Genomic DNA, 20646 nt, shown 5'->3' on the forward strand with positions numbered 1-20646 from the left:
TTTAAATTTGATTATCCTGTTTTTGATCAACCAGTTGTTTTTCTTTAAGCCAGTGCATTAATTTTGCATTCAATATTTTAACATGATGATCCTCGACCTCATGCGTGGCTCCGGCCGTATGCGGAGTAGCTAAAACATTTGGAGAATGAATCAATAGATAATCTTTTTCATCAGGTGGCTCGTGATCAAAAACATCAAGCACCGCCCCTCTAATCTTATTATTTTGAATAGCATCCAATAAAGCATCCCGGTCTACAACACTTGCTCTAGCCGTATTTACAAAAATAGCGTCTGGTTTCATTCTGGATATTAAGTTAGTGTTAATCATCCCAACTGTATGGCTATTTACAGGTAAATGTATTGATACAATGTCGCTGGTTTCAAAAATATCTTCGAGTGTTGTTTTATGATAAATTGGATCGAAATTTTCTAAGAAAGGATCGTAAAACTGAATGTTACAAGGGAAACATTTAACAATTTCCGCAATCCGTTGCCCAACAGCTCCAAAACCAACCATTCCAATTGTTTTTTCGGCTAACTCGTTTCCTTTAAATTGGAGGTATGAAGTATGGGCTCCAGCTTCCCAATTTTCGCCAGTTAGCCACTGCCAGCTTGGTATCGTCATCCTTAACAGATTGATTACGTTAGCTACGAACATTTCAGCTACGGCTTGAGCATTTCTGGCAGGTGTATGAAAAACCGGAATTCCATATTTTTCTGCGGTTTCAACCGCTACGTTAGAGGGCGTTCCTCTACAAACCCCAATAAATTGTAAGTTTTTATGTAATTCAATCACCTTTTCAGTTACATGATCGTGCTCGGTAATTAGGGCATCTGCATTACTTTCATCTAATAGCGCATTCAATTCATCTTCACTGAAAGATCTGCCATTTTCTTTCCAGGTCTTATAAACAACTTCACCAAAATTTTTCTCTAAAACACGTATTCCTTGTTCGTTATATGGAGCGGTAACTAAAATCCTCATATATTTTTATTTTATATTAAAAAGATGTTCTTAATCTAAAGCCGGAATCACTTGTATTTCCGGTTCGTTTGAATGTGCTGTTTTTGCATTGTCTGGAAGCGTAATAAACCTGGTTAAAATGGCGCTAAGAAAATATAATCCGGCCAAAATCCAAACAACGCCTTCGTCACCCAGACTTCCGATAAACAACCAAACAATTAATGGTCCTACGAAAACGGCTAATCCAGCCCCGAAGTTTAAAATGGCCATTGCAGCGCCCTTATCCTTTTTAACCAAAGATGGAACCAAGGCAGAAAGCGGAACATATCCAGCCAATAAAGCGCCCCATAAAATTCCACAAGCCATTATTGCCCAAAAATTACTTCCAAAAAGAACGGGTGAATAGAAGAATAACAAAGTGGTTAAGGCACAGCCTATGCCTCCAAACCACATGATTGTATTTCTCCAACCCAGCTTATCGCCAACGAAGCCAAAAATTAGGTTGAAAGCGATATTTGCAATAAATATGGTTCCCCAAATCTGAATCCATTCTGTTGTACTAAAGCCATGTGTAGCCATATATGTTGGCAAAAAAACCGGAAAAGCGAACTGTGCCGTTGTGTTAATGATTCTTACAATTCCACCAAGCAACACTTTCGGTTCTTCTACAACAACGGTTAGTCCTTTCTTAAGTTCCTCAGCTTTGCTTGCGCCCGTTGCAACCGCACTGGTTTTAAATTTATCCTTGATTAAAATTAGAGCGAAGAAGGCGCCAATCAATACCCAAAAAATAGAGCTCCAAAGCGTATTTAAATAACCTAAATTTTGAATTGCCCAACTGGAATAATAAGCGCCAAAAACGTTTAATCCGCCAGTAAAAACAAACCAGAACCAGCCTACAGCTGTTCCCAATTTCTTTTGCGGACTTCTATATGTAATCCAAACCAAAAATGAATAGGCAAAAAATGGATACCCAAAACCTCTAATTGCATAGGTTACCAACATAACCCCATAGTTAAGATTTGGAACGCCGTAGCCCACAAAGCCAGCAGTACCCAAAATATATAAAATGAGGCCCATTAACATTGTTTTCTTTGGTCCATAACCCTCAGCCAAAACGCCGGAAAACCAAGAAGAAATTGCAATCGTAACGCCATAAACCGTAAACAGTGAGGCCGATTGTTGGATGGTCATTCCACGGTTAATCAAATAAGGACTTAACCAACTTCCCTCTAAACCATCACCCATCATAAAAATTAAAATCCCGAGATAACCCCAGGCAAGGTTTTTTGGAATCCCAATCCGATCAAGGAAAGAATTCTGCGCATTAATTTGTGTGCTCATAGTTACAATTAAACAGGTTGATTTAACTTCAAACAGAATGACTGGTTAGTTTCATTTGCCTTAAGTTGATTTGGTTAGTTTTAAATTCTTATTTCAAATTAAATAAATTAAAGTTAATAAAACAAAATAAAACTAAAAAAGAAACATAATGAAACAAAAATGTGATATATGATGTAATTTTGATCTGGCTAATAGTTAAAGCAAGGTATTTTAGGTTTCGTGAGTTATTATACTTGAATGTCGTAGCGGGACGCTGCGACTAGGTTTTACGCTAACCGAATGGATAAAACGTTAGAAAATGTTAGCTAGGAAAATAGCTAAAATACAATCGCATCTATTTTAGACTTACAATGATTTCCGAAGGTTTAAATAGAAAGGGATTTCTATCTTATCGGTTCTGCCACTCAAAATAAATTCAGCAGCTTGCGTTCCAAGTTGATTAAAATCGGTAGAAATGGTTGTGATGCCATCCAAAATGATTCTTTTAAGCGGTGTTTCATTATAAGAAATTACACCAACATCCTCACCGATTTTTAATTTCAAAGTAATGAGGCGTTCGATTAGCATAACCAGATCGTCTTCCATTAAATTGATGTAAACTTCGCCAACTGTAATCTCTTCATCCTTAATGTTATGGATTACCTTATGTGCAAAGGCATATTGCTGGCAGAAACGATAAAAACCCGTCAAAATTTCCTGTGGAAAATAACTGTTTTTTGGAAAGATAATTTTTAGGGTATTGTAGTTTGAAAGACGATCTAAAGCCTGTTCTAAAGCCGCATAAATATCCTGTGCAAAGTTTTCGTAAGCGGCAGCATAATCCCCGGTTATTCCTGGCAATAGCTTATCTAAAATAATGAGTTTTTCTTTCGGGATGGTATTGATAATTTCATGCGCATTTTCACCTCCCTCCAAAAAATGTGGAATAATTACAAAATGCGAGTAATCGTCTTTTTTACTGATTAACAACTTTTTAAATAAAGCAAAATCGTTATTGTAAATGTAAAAATCTATCGCAGCATGCTCTCCAATTGCCTTTGTAAAAGCATCGTAAGTGATCTTTTTATGCGTACTGAGTTTGTTGAATAATAGGCAGATTTTTAATTTTCTGGAAAAATCTGTATTAATGATAAAATAACCCTTTCCTGGAACGGAATCTACCACACCTAGTTTTTTTAAATGGCGATAGCCTTTCTCAGCGGTATCTCTTGACATTTCCAAGCCAAAACTTAATTCATTTATGGATGGCAAAAGACTATTTTTTTTTAGCTTCCCGCTTTCAATGGCAGACAATATAGCATTTGTTAGCTGCTTATATTTAGGTGTAGAGGAATATTCATCTACATGGATGTGCGCTATTAAATCTTCGGGTTTCAAATTGTTTTTACTGGATTTCGAAGATAACGAAAATCTTTAATTTTTTTAGGTTCGTGGGGACACGAATCTTGGCAATTTTAATTATTAAAAGGTCTTCGACAGGCTCAGACTGACAAGTGAATTTGTTTAAAAAGAACCCTTAAATAACATTGAAAAAACATTGTCATCCTGAGCTTGTCGAAGGACAAATGTTTTTTCAACTAAAAAGGATCTTCGACGGGCTCAGACAGACATTTTTTTATAAAGTTCTTTGAATGGCAGAATAGTACTTTAATTGAATAATATCACTGGGTGCGGGATTTGAATTCCAGGCATCATTTATGGCCAAGGCTGTTCCAATTGCAGTGGCTTGGGAAACTGACGACGCATAAACTTCAATATCGGGAATGGATGTAGCCAGCAAGTGCATGTAAATGGCATTTTTTCCAAAACCACCATCTACAAAAATCCTCCTTACGCCAGAATTTAAAATCAATTTTAAAGAATAAATCTGCTGTTTAATCAAATCGAAAATAAGTTGGTGATATGCTTCTTCTGCAGTTTGAAAAATATTTAAATCGCGATCGGGAAAGGCAGAGTTCGCGGTAAATTCTGTTTGTTGAGCCTGATTTTCTGGAATTTTATTTGCCAGTTTTAAAATCATGCCCGGATTAAACTTTAAGTGCTTAAACAAATAGGCTGCTCTATCAAAATGATCTGCAATTCTTTTTAGCTGAATTTCATGCTCGTAGCCAGCAAAAATTCTCGATGCCTTAACTGCTTTGCCTTTAAAATGCATGTAGCACAAACAGTCTTGTTTCAACTCATCAGCCGTTAGCGGCTCCTGATTAAATGGATTTAAACTGATACACCAAGTACCTGTTGAAAGCAGAATAAACGGTGTAGAAAAATTGGCCAAATATGGAATTAATGCAGCAGAACTATCGTGCAAACCAACACCTACTTTAAATTTAGCGCCTTCATATTCCGTTTCCGAACTAGCGTCAGCTGGCGTAAATTCACCAAATTTCTGATCCAGGCCTTCTTTTGAAACCCAGTTGTGGTATTCGTTTTTATTAAAATCCCATAACTGGGTATGGCAACCGATACTCGTAATATCTGCAGATGCTTTTCCGGTAATTAAATAACTTAAATATTGCGGTAAATGCAATGCCCACTTAACTTGATCAAAAACTGCAGGTCGCTCCTTTTTTAATCTATAAAGCTGCATTCCAGAGTTTAAACTGCCTAAGATTGGTGAAGCTGTTTCTAAAGAAATTTTCTCCTCGCCTCCATAGGTAGAATAAAATTCTTCTTTAAGTGCTTCTGGATATTCTTTTAGGTAATTATAAAGTGGCGTTAATGGTGTTCCGTTTTCATCTAAATAAACAAAACTAGCGCCATAGGTAGAAAAATTTACAGCCTTGATGTAAAACTCATCCATTTTCAAAACCTGTTGCAAAGAATCGTAAACAGATGTCCGCAGGCTTTCCAGATTTTCGCATGGTTCGCCATCTTCATCAACAGTTTCTACAAAACGGGCAGAACGTTCGTAAACAATTTTATAATTTTCATCGATTAAAAACAGTTTTTTATTTGTTTTCCCAACATCAAATATAGCTACAACTGGCTTTGGCATCTTCTCTATCAATATTATAAACCGGTTGCAACAGTATTTAATCCACGTTGATTAACCAAATTTTTTCTGCAATCTAAATCACGGTATAAACCAATCGGCGACAAGGCTGCTCCTGCTCTTAATCTGGCTTCTGCAACCAAAGCTCTTAAATCGCTTCTAAAAGTATTTTGTAAAATTTCCTGGGCTTTTGCTACATCATTGTTTTCCTGAGCTTTGTTTAAAGCCTTTCTGTCTACCAACAAAGCTTGTGCATAAGCAATCATAATGGCCTCCACTGATTGTAGTAAATCTTCCAAAGGATCTTTTACATTATGAGAAGCATCAATCATCCAGCCCAAACCGCTCGCATGGTTCATACCTTTTGCATCCATACCTTCTACAAGCTCATTAAAAATTAAGAAAAGTTGATAAGGTTTAATGCTTCCAGCGGTTAAATCGTCATCGCCATACTTAGAATCATTAAAGTGGAAACCGCCCAACTTACCTTCCATTAAAAGTAGTGCCACAATTTGTTCGATGTTCGCATTGGGTAAATGATGACCTAAATCGACCAAGGTGTATGCCTTTTTTCCAAGTTTGGAAGCATATAGTAATGATTGTCCCCAGTCTCCAACCGTTGTTGAATAAAAGTTAGGTTCAAAGGCTTTATACTCTACAAACATTTTCCAGTTTTCTGGCAACGCCGAATAAATTTCCTGTAAACTTTCCAATGTATTTTCGAAAGCCTTGCGGAAATTTAACTGACCAGGAAAGCAAGAACCATCGGCCAGCCAAACGGTTAAAGCATCAGATCCTAATGCAATACCATGTTTAATTACTTCGATATTATGTTCAATAGCCTGTTTGCGAATGGCTTTATTAACGTTTTGGAGTGAGCCAAATTTATAGCTATAGGCCGAACCAGCCTGATCTTGAAAAGTATTCGAATTCATGGCATCGAACTTTAAGCCATAACCAGCAGCCAAACTTTTAAGCGCTTCTGCATTTTGAGGAATATCCCAAGGGATGTGAAGGGAAATTGCACCGCTTGCACCATTCAAAGCGTGAAGCAAACCTACATCCTCGATTTTTTCTTCGATGGTACGTGGTTCTCCACCCGTGATTGCAAAACGTCCGAAACGGGTTCCACCTGTGCCTAAAGCCCAACTTGGAATGGCGATTTGAAAATCGACAAGTTTTTGGATAACACTTTCAAGATCGATATTAGACCAGTCTTCTTTTAAAAAACTTAGCTTGCGCTGATGAGAAGTTATAAGGGAGTCGTTATGTTTTTCAATTTGGTTCTGCTCGATATTCATCAGAATATTTGGTTTTGTTAGGTTAATAATCTAAGCGATTAAATTCGCCCATTAACTTTTCCCTGTTTTAAACAGGGAGGATTACAAAGTCATTTTCGATCTGTGCAGAACACAGATCGAGAGAACAACTTACTAAAACTACTTTTATTATCTTACAAATGCCATGGCCACACCGCCATCAACATTTAAAACATTTCCTGTTGATTTGTTTAGCAAACCACCAACAAAGGCGAAACATGCATTGGCAATATCATCTGGCAAAATAATTTGATTTAACAAAGTACGTTTTGCATAATAAGCCGGCAGTTCTGCAACGGTAATTCCATAGGCTTTTGCCCTACCTTCAGCCCATCCGCCAGCCCAGATATTGCTATCGCTAATTACGGCATCGGGGTTTACAACATTAACACGAATGTTATCGGCACCAAGTTCCGCAGCATTTAATCTGCTTAAATGGAGTTGAGCTGCTTTTGCACTGCCATAACCGGCATTGTTTGGTCCGCTTACCAATGCGTTCTTACTTACAATATTAATGATATCGCCTCCAATACTTTGCTTTTGCATCGTATTTGTTGCAGCCTGAGTAATAAAGAATTGCCCCTTAACCAAAACATCATAAAGCAAATCCCAGTCTTTTTCTGTATGATCGCCAATGGTTTTGGAAATCGATAAACCCGCATTATTTACAACAATATCAATCCCTCCAAAAGCCAACGCTGCAGCATCAAATGCTCCATTAATATCTTCCTGACTGGTTACATTTAAAAGTGTGGTACTGTAAGAATCTTTACCAAATTGAGCTTCAAATTCTTTGCCTGTTGCTTCTAAGCGCTCTGCATTCATATCATTTAACACAACAACACCGCCTTCAGAAACGAATTTTTTAGCAATTGCCTTACCAATTCCACCAGCACTTCCGGTAATTAAAGCAATTTTGCCAGTTAATGGTTTAGGTTTTGGCATCCGCTGAAGTTTAGCCTCTTCCAACAACCAATATTCGATATTAAAAGCTTCTTGGTGCGGTAATGAAGTATATTCGGAAATGGCTTCTGCACCTTTCATTACGTTAATGGCATTGATGTAAAATTCTGCTGCCACCCTAGCCGTTTGCTTATCTTTTGAAAAGGTAAACATACCGATCCCTGGATATAAAATTACAACGGGATTGGTATCGCGAATTGCAGGGCTATTGGGATGTTTACAGGTTTCATAATACTCTGTATACATTTTTCTATAAGCCTCAAATGCAGGTTCAAGCGTTTCCTTTAAAGCTTTTACATCTGATAAATCTGCATCGCTTTGCAAACTCAAAACCAGCGGACTAATTTTTGTTCTTAAAAAGTGATCGGGACAACTTGTTCCCATTGGTGCAAGTCGGCCTAAATCATTTGAATTTATGAATTCTAAAACGCGAGAGTCATCTGTAAAGTGGCCAACCATATGTTGTTTTGAAGAACATAAGCCACGTAATACGGGTGCTAATGATGCGGCCTGTTTTTTACGCTGATTGGCTTCGGCGCTTTCTATTTTCTGACCACCGAAAACCAGACCTTTTTTACCATAATTTTTTTCAAGATAATCGGAACAGATTTCGATTACCTCAAGCGTGTTCAAGTAACTTTCGTAAGCAGTATCGCCCCAGGTAAACAATCCGTGCGAACCCAACATAATCCCACGAATCCCTGGGTTTTCATCCAAACATTGCTTTAAAGTTAAACCCAGCTCGAAACCTGGTTTTTTCCACTCTACCCAGCCAATTGTACCACCGAAAAGTTCTTGAGTAATTTTCTTTCCATCTTTTGCCGCTGCAATTGCGATTGCAGCATCCGGATGTAAATGATCGATATGCGCAAATGGTAAAAATCCGTGTAAAGGCGTATCTATTGATGGTGCTTTTGAACTCAAATCGAAAATGCAGTGGTTAAACAGTTCGACCATTTCATCTTCGTGTTCTACACCGCGGTAAATATTTTTAAGGCTTCTTAAACGATCTACATAAAGTGCTGCCAAACCGCTTTTTTTAAGTGTACCCAAATCGCCACCAGAACCCTTTACCCACATTACCTCAGTCTCTGAACCTGTAAGTGGATCTTTTTCCAATAATTTACAAGAAGTATTGCCACCACCATAATTGGTTAAGCGCAAATCTGCTCCCAATAAATTAGAGCGATAAATGAGTAGGGCAACTTCATCTCCAGCCAGTTTCGCGGCTTCTTCCTCATCCCACAGATAGCTTACATGCTTATAACTTTTAGTATCGATTGACATTTTAATATTTTATTTATTTTTTAATGATTAACCTTTTATTGAATTGCCGTAACCAACAATAAGTACCGAAGCGATAATGGTTAGGATACCAACCAAAACCGTAATTAATGTTTTTCTGGAAACGCCTCTCCATTCTTTTAGTACCAAGCCCCAAACGTTTGCAATTAAAATAATGAAAGCCATGTGCAGAATCCACGAACTGGCACCATTACCCATTTTGCTTTCGCCCATACCGTAGAAGAAAAATTGCAGAAACCATGTGGTTCCGGCTAGGGCCGAAAAAATGTAGTTTTTTAACAGTGGTGTAGTTTTATTGGTGTAATCGCCAAAAGTTTTGTTTCTGGCATTTAAAACCATGCACCAAATAAAGTTGGTGGTTAAACCGCCCCAAAGCACAATAATATAAGTAACGTTATTGGAGAATAAAAAATTTCCGGTTTCTGACGGATTCGCTGCTTTCCAGATTGTATTTGCGGCATCGGCCATTGGCTTACCAGCCTCGATACCGAAATTGAAACAGGCACTTAAAACACCAGAAACGATCCCAACAAAAAGACCTAGACCAAATTTATATTCAGTTTTAATTTCTAGTCCGTGGGGATCTGTAACGCCAGATTTCATTTCTTTTTCCTTCATCATCCCTGCTTTTCCGCAGATGATAATTCCAATTACGCAGACCAAAAGACCGAGCAGAACCATTCGCCCCCAATCGGTTTGCAAAAACATAGTGAAAGTATCTTTTCCGGCCTGAGGGAAGAAATCGAAGTAAATGGATGGCAGGATAGAACCCAATACCATGCACAAACCGAGGATAATACTGCTTCCGAGAGATACGCCCAGATAACGAACACCAAGGCCATAGGTTAAACCACCAATGCCCCAAAGTATACCAAAAAAGTAGGTTATTAAAAGGATTTTCCCATTCGTACTGGCAATAATATCGGTAAAGTTGGGAATGGTTAAAAACGCTGCCAATGGCGGAACGATTAACCAAGAAAAAATACCACCTACAATCCAATAGCTTTCCCAAGCCCAGCCCTTAACTTTTTTGTATGGAATGTAAAAACTACCGGAAGCGAAACCGCCGATAAAATGAAAAATTACGCCTAGAAATGCCTGCATGCCTGTTGATATATTTGGTTGGTCTAAAATAGAAATCGCAATGTGCTTAACTGTTATGCACTGTTATGTTTTAGGAATTGGATTCTAAAATCCGAACAGGCCCAAGAAGGCCGGAAGCCATGAGCGGATCTGTTTTTTTGAATACAATATTGGTATTGGTTAAGCGCTTTTCTTTTGGTAAAGCGGCATCGCCAATTAAGCGGTTCGGCCATTGGTTAATCACTTCTATCTCTAATAAATTATTGGTGTTTTTTAAACATTCGGAAACATTTACCCGCCATGGGCTTGTCCAAACGATGCCCAAATCTTTACCATTTAGCTTTACACTAGCGATGTCTTTTACAATGCCCAAATCGAGATAAGTAATCTTATTCTTCGATGGCTGATCTAGATTAAATGTTTTTCGATAAACCGCCTTGCCAGAATAATATTTAATGCCCTCATCCGTATGCTTACTCCAATCACTTAGTTCATCGAAAGTAATTTTATCTGGTCCGCCCCATTTAGGATCAAAGCTTACTTCCCAAGATCCATTTAATAATTGTTTATCTGTTAGTTTGGGAAATGGATAATTTTTTGAAAGCGCAACACCCGAAACAACCTTCGGAAAAATCACGAAATAAGACTGAAAACTGGCAAAATCGAAATCGATTACTATTCGGTTTCCTAAAATTTTGTAAGGAATATTTTTGGTTATTTCTCCGGTTACGGCATCCCAAAGCTGAGGCTGTTTATTACCAATTCTAAAAGTACAGGTAGATTTTACTGCTTTGTTTAAACGGTTTGTAATGAAATAAAGGTCTTCGTTTTCGGTTTTTCTATGGATGAAATCAATGAAATTACCATCACCGTCGTATTCAAAATCTGGCTTAATGCCATCTTTCAACAATACGTTTCTAATGCTTTCACCTTGATAAACCCTTCCCTTTCCATATTGATTAAACTTGATGTTCTTTCCATCAATTTTTCCCCAAACTTTATTGGCTATGTTTTTTACGTTTAAATCACAAGTGGGATAATTTGATAATCCTGGAGCTTTTGAAGGACGTGTACCAATCACTGTTGCACCAGCTTTAACCAGCTGTTCAATTTTTGTAACCACCGCCTCAGGCATTCTTTTTTCATCTGGCAAAACCAAAACGCGATATCGCATTCCATCGGGCAGTACAATAAAATTATTTTGAACGGAGAGTCTGGTTAATAGCACTTCCTCGTTACAAACATCATAATCGTAACCTTTGCCTAAATCTGGCGAAACATGTTTTGGAAGTACAATATTTGGTGCGGCATCTCCATTATAAAACAGCACATCGGCTACAAACTTTCCTGATCTTAACAAATGCTGGCAACGCGAAACATAGGTAAAAAATGCACCAGACTTTTCCCACCAAGTTACATTTGGATTAAAGTGTGTACCTGCCCCATATTCGTAACCCGGCAAACCATCTTCTGGTCTTGATGCTGTAGTGGTATGAATAACAATTCGATTTATTCCTTCGCAAAAGGCACGATCTAAAGCCTGTTTCAAATTTCCCGGTGCATCTTTCCAACTTCTAAAAGATGTAAATGCTTCAGCAGATGCAGTTGCTTTCCCATAAATATGAGCAGCGGAAGCAACCATTTTTGTTACTTTGTTTTGTCCGTTTTCTAATCTGGAAACACTGTAAGGCTTGTCGTCATCCAAGTTTCCTGGCTCATCATGTTTTGGCCCAAGCCAAAATTCGCCCATCGGATTATCGCTTCTGCCCAAGTTTTTCAAGGTGTCCATGCACATGGTTCCCGATCGACTTGGCCCCGCAGATTCGTTTTGAACTTTTAATCCTTTCTCATGGCAAAGTTCGGCGAAGCGTTTATAATGTCCATTGGCCATGCAATCGGCAATTGTTTTTCTGTAATCGTGTAAAAATCGATCTGAAACCTCTGCATTTTCTATTATAAAACCAGCTAAAACTGGCAAATAGGGTTGTGGATCGTAAGCGCAAAAAGCTTTAAATTTTTCTAATATTTTGGGTGTCCAATTTGGAAATCCATCTTCAAAGCTATCATCGCAAAAATATTTTAAGGCTTTTGAGTTTGCTTTGGCCGTTTCCTCTAACAACACATTTCCCAAATTTTCAAATTGAATTTCAACGCCTCTATTGTCAAACCAATCAATTGATAATCCATCCGCTTCCGGCTGGGCAATCATCAATTTTGAGCCTGTCATTCTGTGCCCAGTTCTTATAATTGTCCAATCTCCTTCTGGGACATTCCAATTTAAAAAGCCATCTTTATCAACTTTTTCAGTTAGGTTAATTACCGAATTTAATGGAATTGGTTTATCCGTTGCTTCATTTGTCCATGGATAAAGCGTTGGCCCCATTACATCGTTGGCTTTGGCAAAATTGCTCGCGTCTTTCCGATTTGTTTTGGCTGAAAATACCGCCTTTCGGGCACCCGAAATTTTTGCCTGATCGCCATTTGGATTTAAAATAGCTACAACAGAAGTATCGCGATAATCCAGTTGATTTAAAGGCAAATCTATATAATCTTTAAATCCAGGGGGATTAAAAACATTATCATATCCATCTCGCCCACCCGGCAACGGAAGTTTCTCTGAAAATTTCTGCGGACCTTTTACATTTAAGGTGGATTGAAGAAACCATCGTCCTGCGTTTTCGGGTTTAATCCACGGACCGCCCATACACCACCCAGAACTTAAATTTACGCCAACTTCAATACCTAAGCGATCAGCTTCTTTTAAAGCATGGCGATATAATGCCTTCCAGCCTGATGATAAAAATTTTTCGCCCTGGGGATATGGAACACCTGCAAGTCCACCAGCAGAATTTACCAAAAGTACGTTTCCAATGCCCTTTAGCTTAAACTCTTCCAAATCTCTGGTGATGCCCTTTTTATTAACCAAACCGTTAAACCACCACCAATAACCGCCCGCTCTTGTGCTTTCTGGCGGAGAAAGGAATGCACTTTCTAAAAGCTGTAAAGTAGAAACCGGATCAGATGATGGATTATTGATTAGCGCTGCCATACTAGACGAATTCAGCACAGCCAAACTTGCGGTAGTTAAAGAACTGATTCGAATAAATTTACGGCGGTTGATACTTTTCATAAAAGAGTTTTAAGCTTCTGCATTGATCATTATTTACTCAAATTATATTCGAAATGGTATCGTCCTGAACCCACCTCAAACGATTTGTTTTTTAATTCATCATTTCGTTTTTTAAGATAGGTTTGTTTTCCGGCTTCTTTGTTATTTTCCATAATTTCTGAATCTGTAGAATTTGGCAGAATTACATTTGCTGAAGTATTTGGCGGAACAACAACATCCAAAATAAATCGCTCACCATCTAATTTCCAACTGGATTGAATAGGCCCATAAATGCTTTCTAATTTAGCAGATGCTTCTGTAAATTTTCCTCCTAAAATGGGTGAAATAATTATTTTTTTATATCCCGGCTCTTCCGCATCATAATTTAAGCCCGCTACGGTTTTGTACATCCAATCGCCAATTGCGCCATAGGCGTAATGGTTAAAAGAGTTCATAGAGGTGGCTTGAAAACTTCCATCAGGTTTAATGCCGTCCCAACGCTCCCAAATTGTGGTTGCACCTTTTTTAACTGGATAAAGCCATGATGGGTATGTTTCTTGAAGCAAAAGCTTGTAGGCCAAATCTGCATAGCCAAAGCGGCTGAGTACGGCACATAAATATGGGGTTCCTAAAAATCCGGTGGTTAAATGATTTTTATAAGACTCTACATTTTCGGCTAACCTTTGTGCGGCCTGAGGGCGAAGATCTTCTGGTAACATATCAAAGTTCAAAGCTAAAACATAGGCCGTTTGAGAACTGGAGACCAATCTTCCAGCAGGCGTTACATATTCTTTCATAAAGGCCGATTTGATTTCTTTAAGCAAAGCTTGATACTGTTTGGCGTCATCATCTTTTCCCAAAGCCTTGGCCGCATTAATTACATTTTGGGTTGATGCCGCATAAAAAATCTGTGCGATTAAAAATTTATCGGTAATGGCAGCTTTTCCATCGCGATCATCATCCTTGGTGTAAAAAAGCCAGTCCCCATAATGTGGCCCACTGTTCCAAAGGTTTTGTTTACTTATGCTTTTGATGTATTCTACCCAAGCTTTCATACTGCTGTATTGCCTGCCTAGCAAATCCTTATCGCCATAAGCCAAATAATAATTATACGGAATTATGGTTGCTACATCGCCCCAGCCAGCAGAGCCCGCATTATTTACGGCTCTCACGTCTGGAATAACCACCGGAACATTTCCCGTTGGATGTTGATCTACCTTTAAATCTGCTAACCATTTAGAAAAGAAACCGGCAACATCCATATTAAATGCCGCCGTACTAAAAAACACCTGCGCATCTCCTGTCCAGCCTAATCGCTCATCGCGTTGCGGACAATCTGTTGGCACATCTAAAAAGTTTCCTTTTTGCCCCCATTGGATGTTATGCTGCAGCTGATTAATCAATGCGTTAGATGAAGTAAATTCTCCAGTCGGCTTCATATCCGAATAAATTGCAATGGCTGTTAAGTTATCTTTAGTCAGTGTATTTTTATATCCGCTTATTTTAACATACCTAAACCCCTGAAAGGTAAAATGAGGTTCTAAAACATCTTCTTTTGCGCCACTTAAAACGTATTTATTCTCTTGTTTCGCGTTGCGAAGATTGTCCGTATAAAAATTGCCATCTTTATCCAGAACCTCGGCATGGTTTAGGGTTACGGTATCGCCTTTGGTACCATGAATATTTAATTTCACCCAGCCCACCAAATTCTGACCAAAATCGGCAACTGTTTCGCCTTTTGGTGTTTTGAAGATTTTGATTGGAGAAAAATTCTCATGCTGTACAACCGCAGGGCCTAAAGGCGAAACAAGATTCTCTTTTGCATAGCTGGCTACCTTAACGGGTTTCCAGGAAGTGCTGCTTAAATCTTTTGATGATCTAACCAAACGTGCATCAAAAGTTTCTCCATTATAGATATCAGATTTTTTTATCGGCCCCTCAAAAGATGATTTCCAAGTACCATCAGAAGCAATTAGAGTAGAGGTTCCATCATTATAAACCACTTCTAACTGATACAAAAGACCAACTTCCTTACCATAAGTATTGCGTTTGTTGTTAAATTCTAAATTGCCTCTATACCAACCATCACCTACGGTAACAAAAGTTGAGTTATCTCCCGTTTTTAAAAGTGAGGTAACATCATAAGTTTGATATTGAAGGCGCTTATGATAACTTGTCCAACCGGGTGCGAAAAACTGGTTTCCAATTCTTTTGCCATTTAAGGTTGCTTCGTACAAACCATGGGCAGTAATATAAAGACGGGCAGATTTAATGGTTTTTACTAGTTCGAATTTCTTCGCAAAAATTGGCGCCGGGCCAACTTTACCATCTGTTACTAAAGAAGTTTCAATCCAATTGGCAGACCAATCTGATGGACTCAGCATTCCAGTTTCAAAAAACTGAGTGGTACTCCATGTAGAGGCGTTTTTATTTTTATCAGTAATTTTAACCTGCCAAAAATACCTTTGTTTGGCAAGCAAAATTTTACCCGAATAAGGTATGTGAGCAGATTGATCTGTTTCTATTTTACCACTTTCCCAAACAAGATTTTTGCCTTTAAGCAAATCGCTCTCGTTGGTGGCCACCCTGATCTCATAGCTTTTTTGCATGATTTGCTTAACATCAGAAGTAATTTTCCAACTAAAACGAATGTCTGAAGCCTCAATACCAACTGGGTTCGATTTATAGTTTACGGTTAATCCTGATAAATTAAGGTTCTGCCCAAGCGCAATTGCGAAAAAAAACTGAAATGCAAATAAAAGGAATGAACTTTTTAGGTTACTGGAAAACAAAACCTTAACATCATTAAAGCAACTTAAAACCCTCTTATTAGGATTTAAATAACAATATCTCATAATTAAAACTTAAATCTAGAATGATCCAATCAACATTCTTTTTATACTATTTGGTTAGAATAAAGTTAGATTGAGCAACACAGCCATCTGTCATGTACTGTCATGCAATTTAAAGTTAATTAAATTATTTTTAAGTTATTTTAAGAAAAAGTTAAGCTTTATTTAAGTTTTAGATTAACTGGTAAGGATTTTTAATTAAGTAAAATTTTAGTTAGCAAATTTTAATAACCTCAATGTTTAAGAGGCCTGCAAGTTTTATTAATTTATTGCCAATGTGACCAATTCCAACTGCGCAGTGATGGGCAGGACCATTGTTGTTCCAGTTTTCTGTAAATTTTTTGGCTCCGATTGGAAAGCAGTACCGGCTATTGGTATTTCCAATCTCCAAAATTGGCCCAGCAACCGATTCGCCTTCTGCGATAAGAAGAAAAATTTTACCATTACTTTCAACAACAGAAAGTAATGTAACTGGCCCGTGTTTTACAGACATTTCTACAGATAAACCGCTACCAACCTTACCGTGATATACTTGCAAAGGTTTCACTTTTATTTTGCCCTCTGCAATGGCCAAATGCCCGGGGCCATCATGCCCCATTAAAACCACATCATCTTCAAAATCCATGGCATAATATTCTGTAAATGAACCACCAACACCAAAGCTGTCCATAATTTTCATGGCCTGGGCATTTTTAACTTCATATTCTCCAGCTACAGGAATTCCTTTTGCTGTTAAAATAGAATTGCCCAAAATAATTGAGCTCATCGTATCTGCGTTTGCATTGCCTGTGCCTTTATGGTAGTATGCCATCGAACCCAAGTCGTATTGGTTTACCAATTTATCTAAAGCAACAGCTGTTTTTGCCGCTTTATCAAGCTCAACTTCTTCACATGATGGATCTATTTCAAATAGTTTTTTGAATTCTTCTGTTTTTGCTTTAACCTCACTTTCAGTAGCATCATCTCTTAAAGCGGTCAGTTCATCAGGCTCAATAATTTCGATATGGTTTCCAAATACGGCACATTGAAGCGTTAAATCTGAGTAAATATCCAACATGCCACTATAATAATTCCCCATTAGGCCAAGTGTGTTGTGGCTCATGGTGTGCACTACTTTCGCGGCCTCAACCCAGTCTCCAATTTCTTCCCAGGTTTTTTCATCGTTAAGCACACCCGTAACCTGATGAAACTGAATGCCCGAACGTTTAAAAACATTTGCAATTTCTGGAACAGGGCATGCTGAGCAGAAAGCCAGCCAATCGCCAGTCATTTTGGTTCGATCTTTTAACTGGTTGAAGTTTTTATAATCAATAGCCTTTTCCGGAACAAGATTTAAAATTATTATCGGAACTTTAGCCCGCCTAACCACCGGCAAAACAGTTGATGAAAGTGCATAAGTGGTTACATAAAGAAATATTACATCAACATCGCCTTTTTTAAAATCGTGTCCAGCGGTAAAAGCTTTATCCGCATTATCAATCAAACCCAAGTTTAAAACTTCGGCACCGTAAGCATTTATTTTTGTTTCAACCTGAGCTAAATATCCCATCAATCTTTGCTCTAAACCTTCAAACTGTGGCCAGTAAGTATCTAAACCGATGCCGAATAAGCCGATTTTAAAATTGTGTTTAGTCATTGTTTTGGTACTGATAAAATTTGGTTAGTAATGGGTTTACCGATCTAAATTAGAAAAAGCACTTAACAGTTTGGCGAATAATGATAAATAATATCAAAATGCGAATAAAGAATGGGTCCGAATAATTAGATTCGGGCCTTAATTTTTAGTAGAATATCTTCAATTAAATCTGGTGATTTAAGAATTTTATAATGACCAATATCTTCATAAGATTTGGATTCGATTTGAGGATTTTCGTTCAAAAACTCTTTTAGAAAAGGATATGGAGAAATGTGATCTTCAGGATCGTAAGCTAGAAAATGTGGAATTCCTTCCAATGCATACAAATTTACCAAATTGAAATATTCGGCAGGGACAGGAAACTCGGTTGCAAAATTTTTAAAGAACTTATTTTGTGATTCTTGGCTCACCCCAACAGAATCCATGCTTTGTTCGAAATTTTCCTTTAAACGAATTAAGGGTGCAATACTGATTAATAATTTTGGCTTTTTCGGAAGTTCCTGTAAAGCAATTGCATTTGCCATGCCACCAAGCGAATGCCCAATTACTATATCTGGTTCCGTATAATTAAGCGCAATGGCTTTTAAAGATCCTGCATAAAGCATTAAATTTGAAAATTCAGAAATCGAACTTCCATTACCTGGTGCATCGAATGCAATAATCTCTAAATCATCAATCTTTCTGAGTTCTGTAATCAGCTCAAAAAAATCTAAGGCTTTTGATGCCCAACCATGTACTAGAACCACTTTGGTTTTGCCATTTCCCCAACTGAAACAGTTAATGGAAATTTCTGATTTTGTAAAATATTCATCAAAAACATTTAGGCTAAACTGCTTCGATTCTGCAATTAACTGTTCCTGATGCAATCGCAGGGGCATCTTCGGCGAGTAAAAAATAAACTCTCGAATCTGCGCATCGGTATGATTGGCTGAGATTTTAAGCGCATTAACAAGTTCTTTTAGCTTTTTCATGCTCAGCTTTTTTAATTAAGTTTAAACCAGAAGTCCTTTAATATCGGCCGGAGAATAATTGATCGATTTTAAGGTTTTATCGTCACCTTTTCTGAAAACCAAAAACAGTCCATCAATTTCTTTGTAATAAGATTCTGTTTGGTCTTTATCGAAATAATACTTGATGGTTTGTTCGGCTTCATCCACCGTTTTGCAAGCCTTGCTCATGTTAGAACGATGAACTTCATCAAACAGTGTTTTAAATTTTCCGCCCAAACCAAACTCATGGATGGCACCAGCCAAAACATACTGTAAATCGCAAAGTGCATCAGCAACTTCAACCAAATCATCGTTTTCAACTGCTTCCTGTAATTCTTTTAGCTCTTCTGCCAACAACGAAATACGTAGGTTCGCTCTCTGCTTTGACGGAATAATTGGCGTTTCTAATATTGGGTGTTTAAAAGTGGTGTGAAATTCTGCAACTTGATTTAAGGAATTTGTTTCTTGCATGGCATTGTTTGGTTTAATCTTTATGCAACAAACTTAAAAAAATCGAAGTAAATAATTTGGGGAATTTATAAACAGGGTAAGAGCGTAACTGGTTAACTATTTAAATTGGTTAACTGCCTAGGCCGGTTAACCAATTGCTATCCATCGGCTGAAGCACGACGGCAATGAATAAAGCAAAACGTTTAAATTATACAGCTTAGATAAATCCGCTGTTTTATATCCAAAAAATTAACCAACTAATCAATTCGCTACAACCATAGCATCTTTTGCTAATTTTTCCCGCAGATCAAAATGATTTTCGCTGACAATCTGCGCCCATCTTTTTAATATGCGGGACTAAAATCGGTATGGCCAATAACCAATTTTAAAATTCAAACAATTAACCAACTAATCAATTCGCTACAACCATAGCATCTTTTGCTAATTTTTCCTGCAGATCAAAATGATTTTCGCTGACAATCTGCGCCCATCTTTTAATATGCGGGACTAAAATCGGTATGGCCAATTAACCAATTTTACAATTCGAACAATTAACCAACTAATCAATTGGCTACAACCATAGCATCTTTTGCTTAATATTCCCGCAGATCAAAATGATTTTCGCTGACAATCTGCGCCCATCTTTTTAATATGCGGGGCTAAAATCAGTATGGCCAATTAACCAATTTACAATTCAAACAATTAACCAACTAATCAATTGGCTACAACCATAGCATCTTTTGCTAATTTTTCCCGCAAATCAAAATGATTTTCGCTGACTATTGTTCAATCAGTTAACCAATTTTTACAATTTAAACAGTTAAACAGTTTAAACAATTAACCTTCCTCTACCGTTTCTTCCCTTCTCTTACCACTTTAAAAAACTCTTCTTTATATGTTTCGCCTATAGGGATGGCTTGATCATTAATATAAACCGTATTTCCATCGATCATTTTGATTTTTTCTATGGAAATTATGTACGATTTATGTATGCGATAGAAAGGTGGTTTTGGCAATTCAACTTCAAGTTCTCGGAGGGCTTGGTAGGTTATAATCCGCTGGGTTGCGGTATATACTGAAACGTAATTTTTTAATCCTTCTATGTAAAGAATATCATCATAGTTTACCTTGATGAATTTATTTTTGGTATCGCCTTTAATAAAGATAAAATCGTTACCCTGAGCTTGTGTCTGTGTAACTTCCCGCTGAACAGGCGCAACTGGTGCTAAAATTTGCTGTGCTTTTGTAGCGGCCTTGTAAAAACGTTCATAAGAAATCGGTTTTAAAAGATAGTCTACCACATCCAGCTCAAAACCTTCTAAAGCATATTCTGGATAGGCCGTGGTTAAAATTACCTTACACTTACCGCCACAGATTTTTAGAAACTGGATTCCGGTTAGTTCTGGCATTTGGATATCCAAAAATACCAGATCAACTTTACCTTCCTGCACCAAATTTAGAGCTTCAAATGCATTGGTTGTAGTGCCCACCAATTCCAAAAAGGGAGTTTTATTGATAAAAGCAGCAATAATATCTGAAGCGTAAGATTCATCATCAACGGCAAGGCAACGGATCATATTTCTTTTTTTTGAATGGGTAAAAATTACGGATTAAAGCGCTAAATCTAAAAAAATTATCGG

Annotated in this window: 13 protein-coding genes; all 13 read right to left on the reverse strand. The window is 37.6% G+C overall.

Features of this window, described 5'->3' with window-relative positions:
• Position 1: 1 nt before the first annotated feature.
• Positions 2–985 (reverse strand): NAD(P)-dependent oxidoreductase, encoded by a 984-nt coding sequence (locus tag DF947_RS13120; RefSeq protein ID WP_109930469.1) that lies wholly within the window; start codon positions 983–985, stop codon positions 2–4.
• Between the two features lie 30 nt (positions 986–1015).
• Positions 1016–2308 carry an MFS transporter gene (locus tag DF947_RS13125; protein ID WP_109930470.1) on the reverse strand — a complete coding sequence of 431 codons (1293 nt, stop codon included), beginning with the start codon at positions 2306–2308 and terminating at the stop codon, positions 1016–1018.
• A gap of 345 nt (positions 2309–2653) precedes the next feature.
• Positions 2654–3685, reverse strand: a complete 1032-nt coding sequence (locus DF947_RS13130; RefSeq protein ID WP_109930472.1) for a GntR family transcriptional regulator — start codon at positions 3683–3685, stop codon at positions 2654–2656.
• A gap of 238 nt (positions 3686–3923) precedes the next feature.
• Positions 3924–5303, reverse strand: a complete 1380-nt coding sequence (locus DF947_RS13135; RefSeq protein ID WP_109930474.1) for an FGGY-family carbohydrate kinase — start codon at positions 5301–5303, stop codon at positions 3924–3926.
• A 14-nt stretch (positions 5304–5317) separates the two neighbouring features.
• Positions 5318–6601 (reverse strand): sugar isomerase, encoded by a 1284-nt coding sequence (locus tag DF947_RS13140; protein ID WP_109930476.1) that lies wholly within the window; start codon positions 6599–6601, stop codon positions 5318–5320.
• Between the two features lie 147 nt (positions 6602–6748).
• On the reverse strand, positions 6749–8869 hold the full coding sequence (locus DF947_RS13145) for a bifunctional aldolase/short-chain dehydrogenase (RefSeq protein ID WP_109930478.1): 2121 nt from the start codon (positions 8867–8869) through the stop codon (positions 6749–6751).
• A 27-nt stretch (positions 8870–8896) separates the two neighbouring features.
• On the reverse strand, positions 8897–9991 hold the full coding sequence (gene rhaT, locus DF947_RS13150) for an L-rhamnose/proton symporter RhaT (protein ID WP_109930480.1): 1095 nt from the start codon (positions 9989–9991) through the stop codon (positions 8897–8899).
• Between the two features lie 70 nt (positions 9992–10061).
• Entirely contained in the window at positions 10062–13100 is a 3039-nt protein-coding gene (locus tag DF947_RS13155) for a glycosyl hydrolase (RefSeq protein ID WP_109930482.1), read from the reverse strand.
• Between the two features lie 29 nt (positions 13101–13129).
• On the reverse strand, positions 13130–15934 hold the full coding sequence (locus DF947_RS13160) for an alpha-L-rhamnosidase (RefSeq protein ID WP_109930484.1): 2805 nt from the start codon (positions 15932–15934) through the stop codon (positions 13130–13132).
• Positions 15935–16145: 211 nt separating this feature from the next.
• The gene (locus tag DF947_RS13165) at positions 16146–17567 is read right to left on the reverse strand and encodes an arabinose isomerase (RefSeq protein WP_109930486.1); all 1422 of its coding nucleotides are present in this window, start codon (positions 17565–17567) and stop codon (positions 16146–16148) included.
• 125 nt (positions 17568–17692) lie between these two features.
• A complete protein-coding gene (locus DF947_RS13170; protein ID WP_109930488.1) occupies positions 17693–18538 on the reverse strand; it encodes an alpha/beta fold hydrolase in 846 nt (281 codons plus the stop codon).
• A gap of 21 nt (positions 18539–18559) precedes the next feature.
• Positions 18560–19027, reverse strand: a complete 468-nt coding sequence (locus tag DF947_RS13175) for a pyrophosphohydrolase domain-containing protein (RefSeq protein WP_109930490.1) — start codon at positions 19025–19027, stop codon at positions 18560–18562.
• Between the two features lie 827 nt (positions 19028–19854).
• Positions 19855–20583 (reverse strand): LytR/AlgR family response regulator transcription factor, encoded by a 729-nt coding sequence (locus DF947_RS13180; RefSeq protein ID WP_109930492.1) that lies wholly within the window; start codon positions 20581–20583, stop codon positions 19855–19857.
• Positions 20584–20646: the final 63 nt, after the last annotated feature.

The organism is Pedobacter paludis (assembly GCF_003173575.1).
Lineage (GTDB): Bacteria > Bacteroidota > Bacteroidia > Sphingobacteriales > Sphingobacteriaceae > Pedobacter > Pedobacter paludis.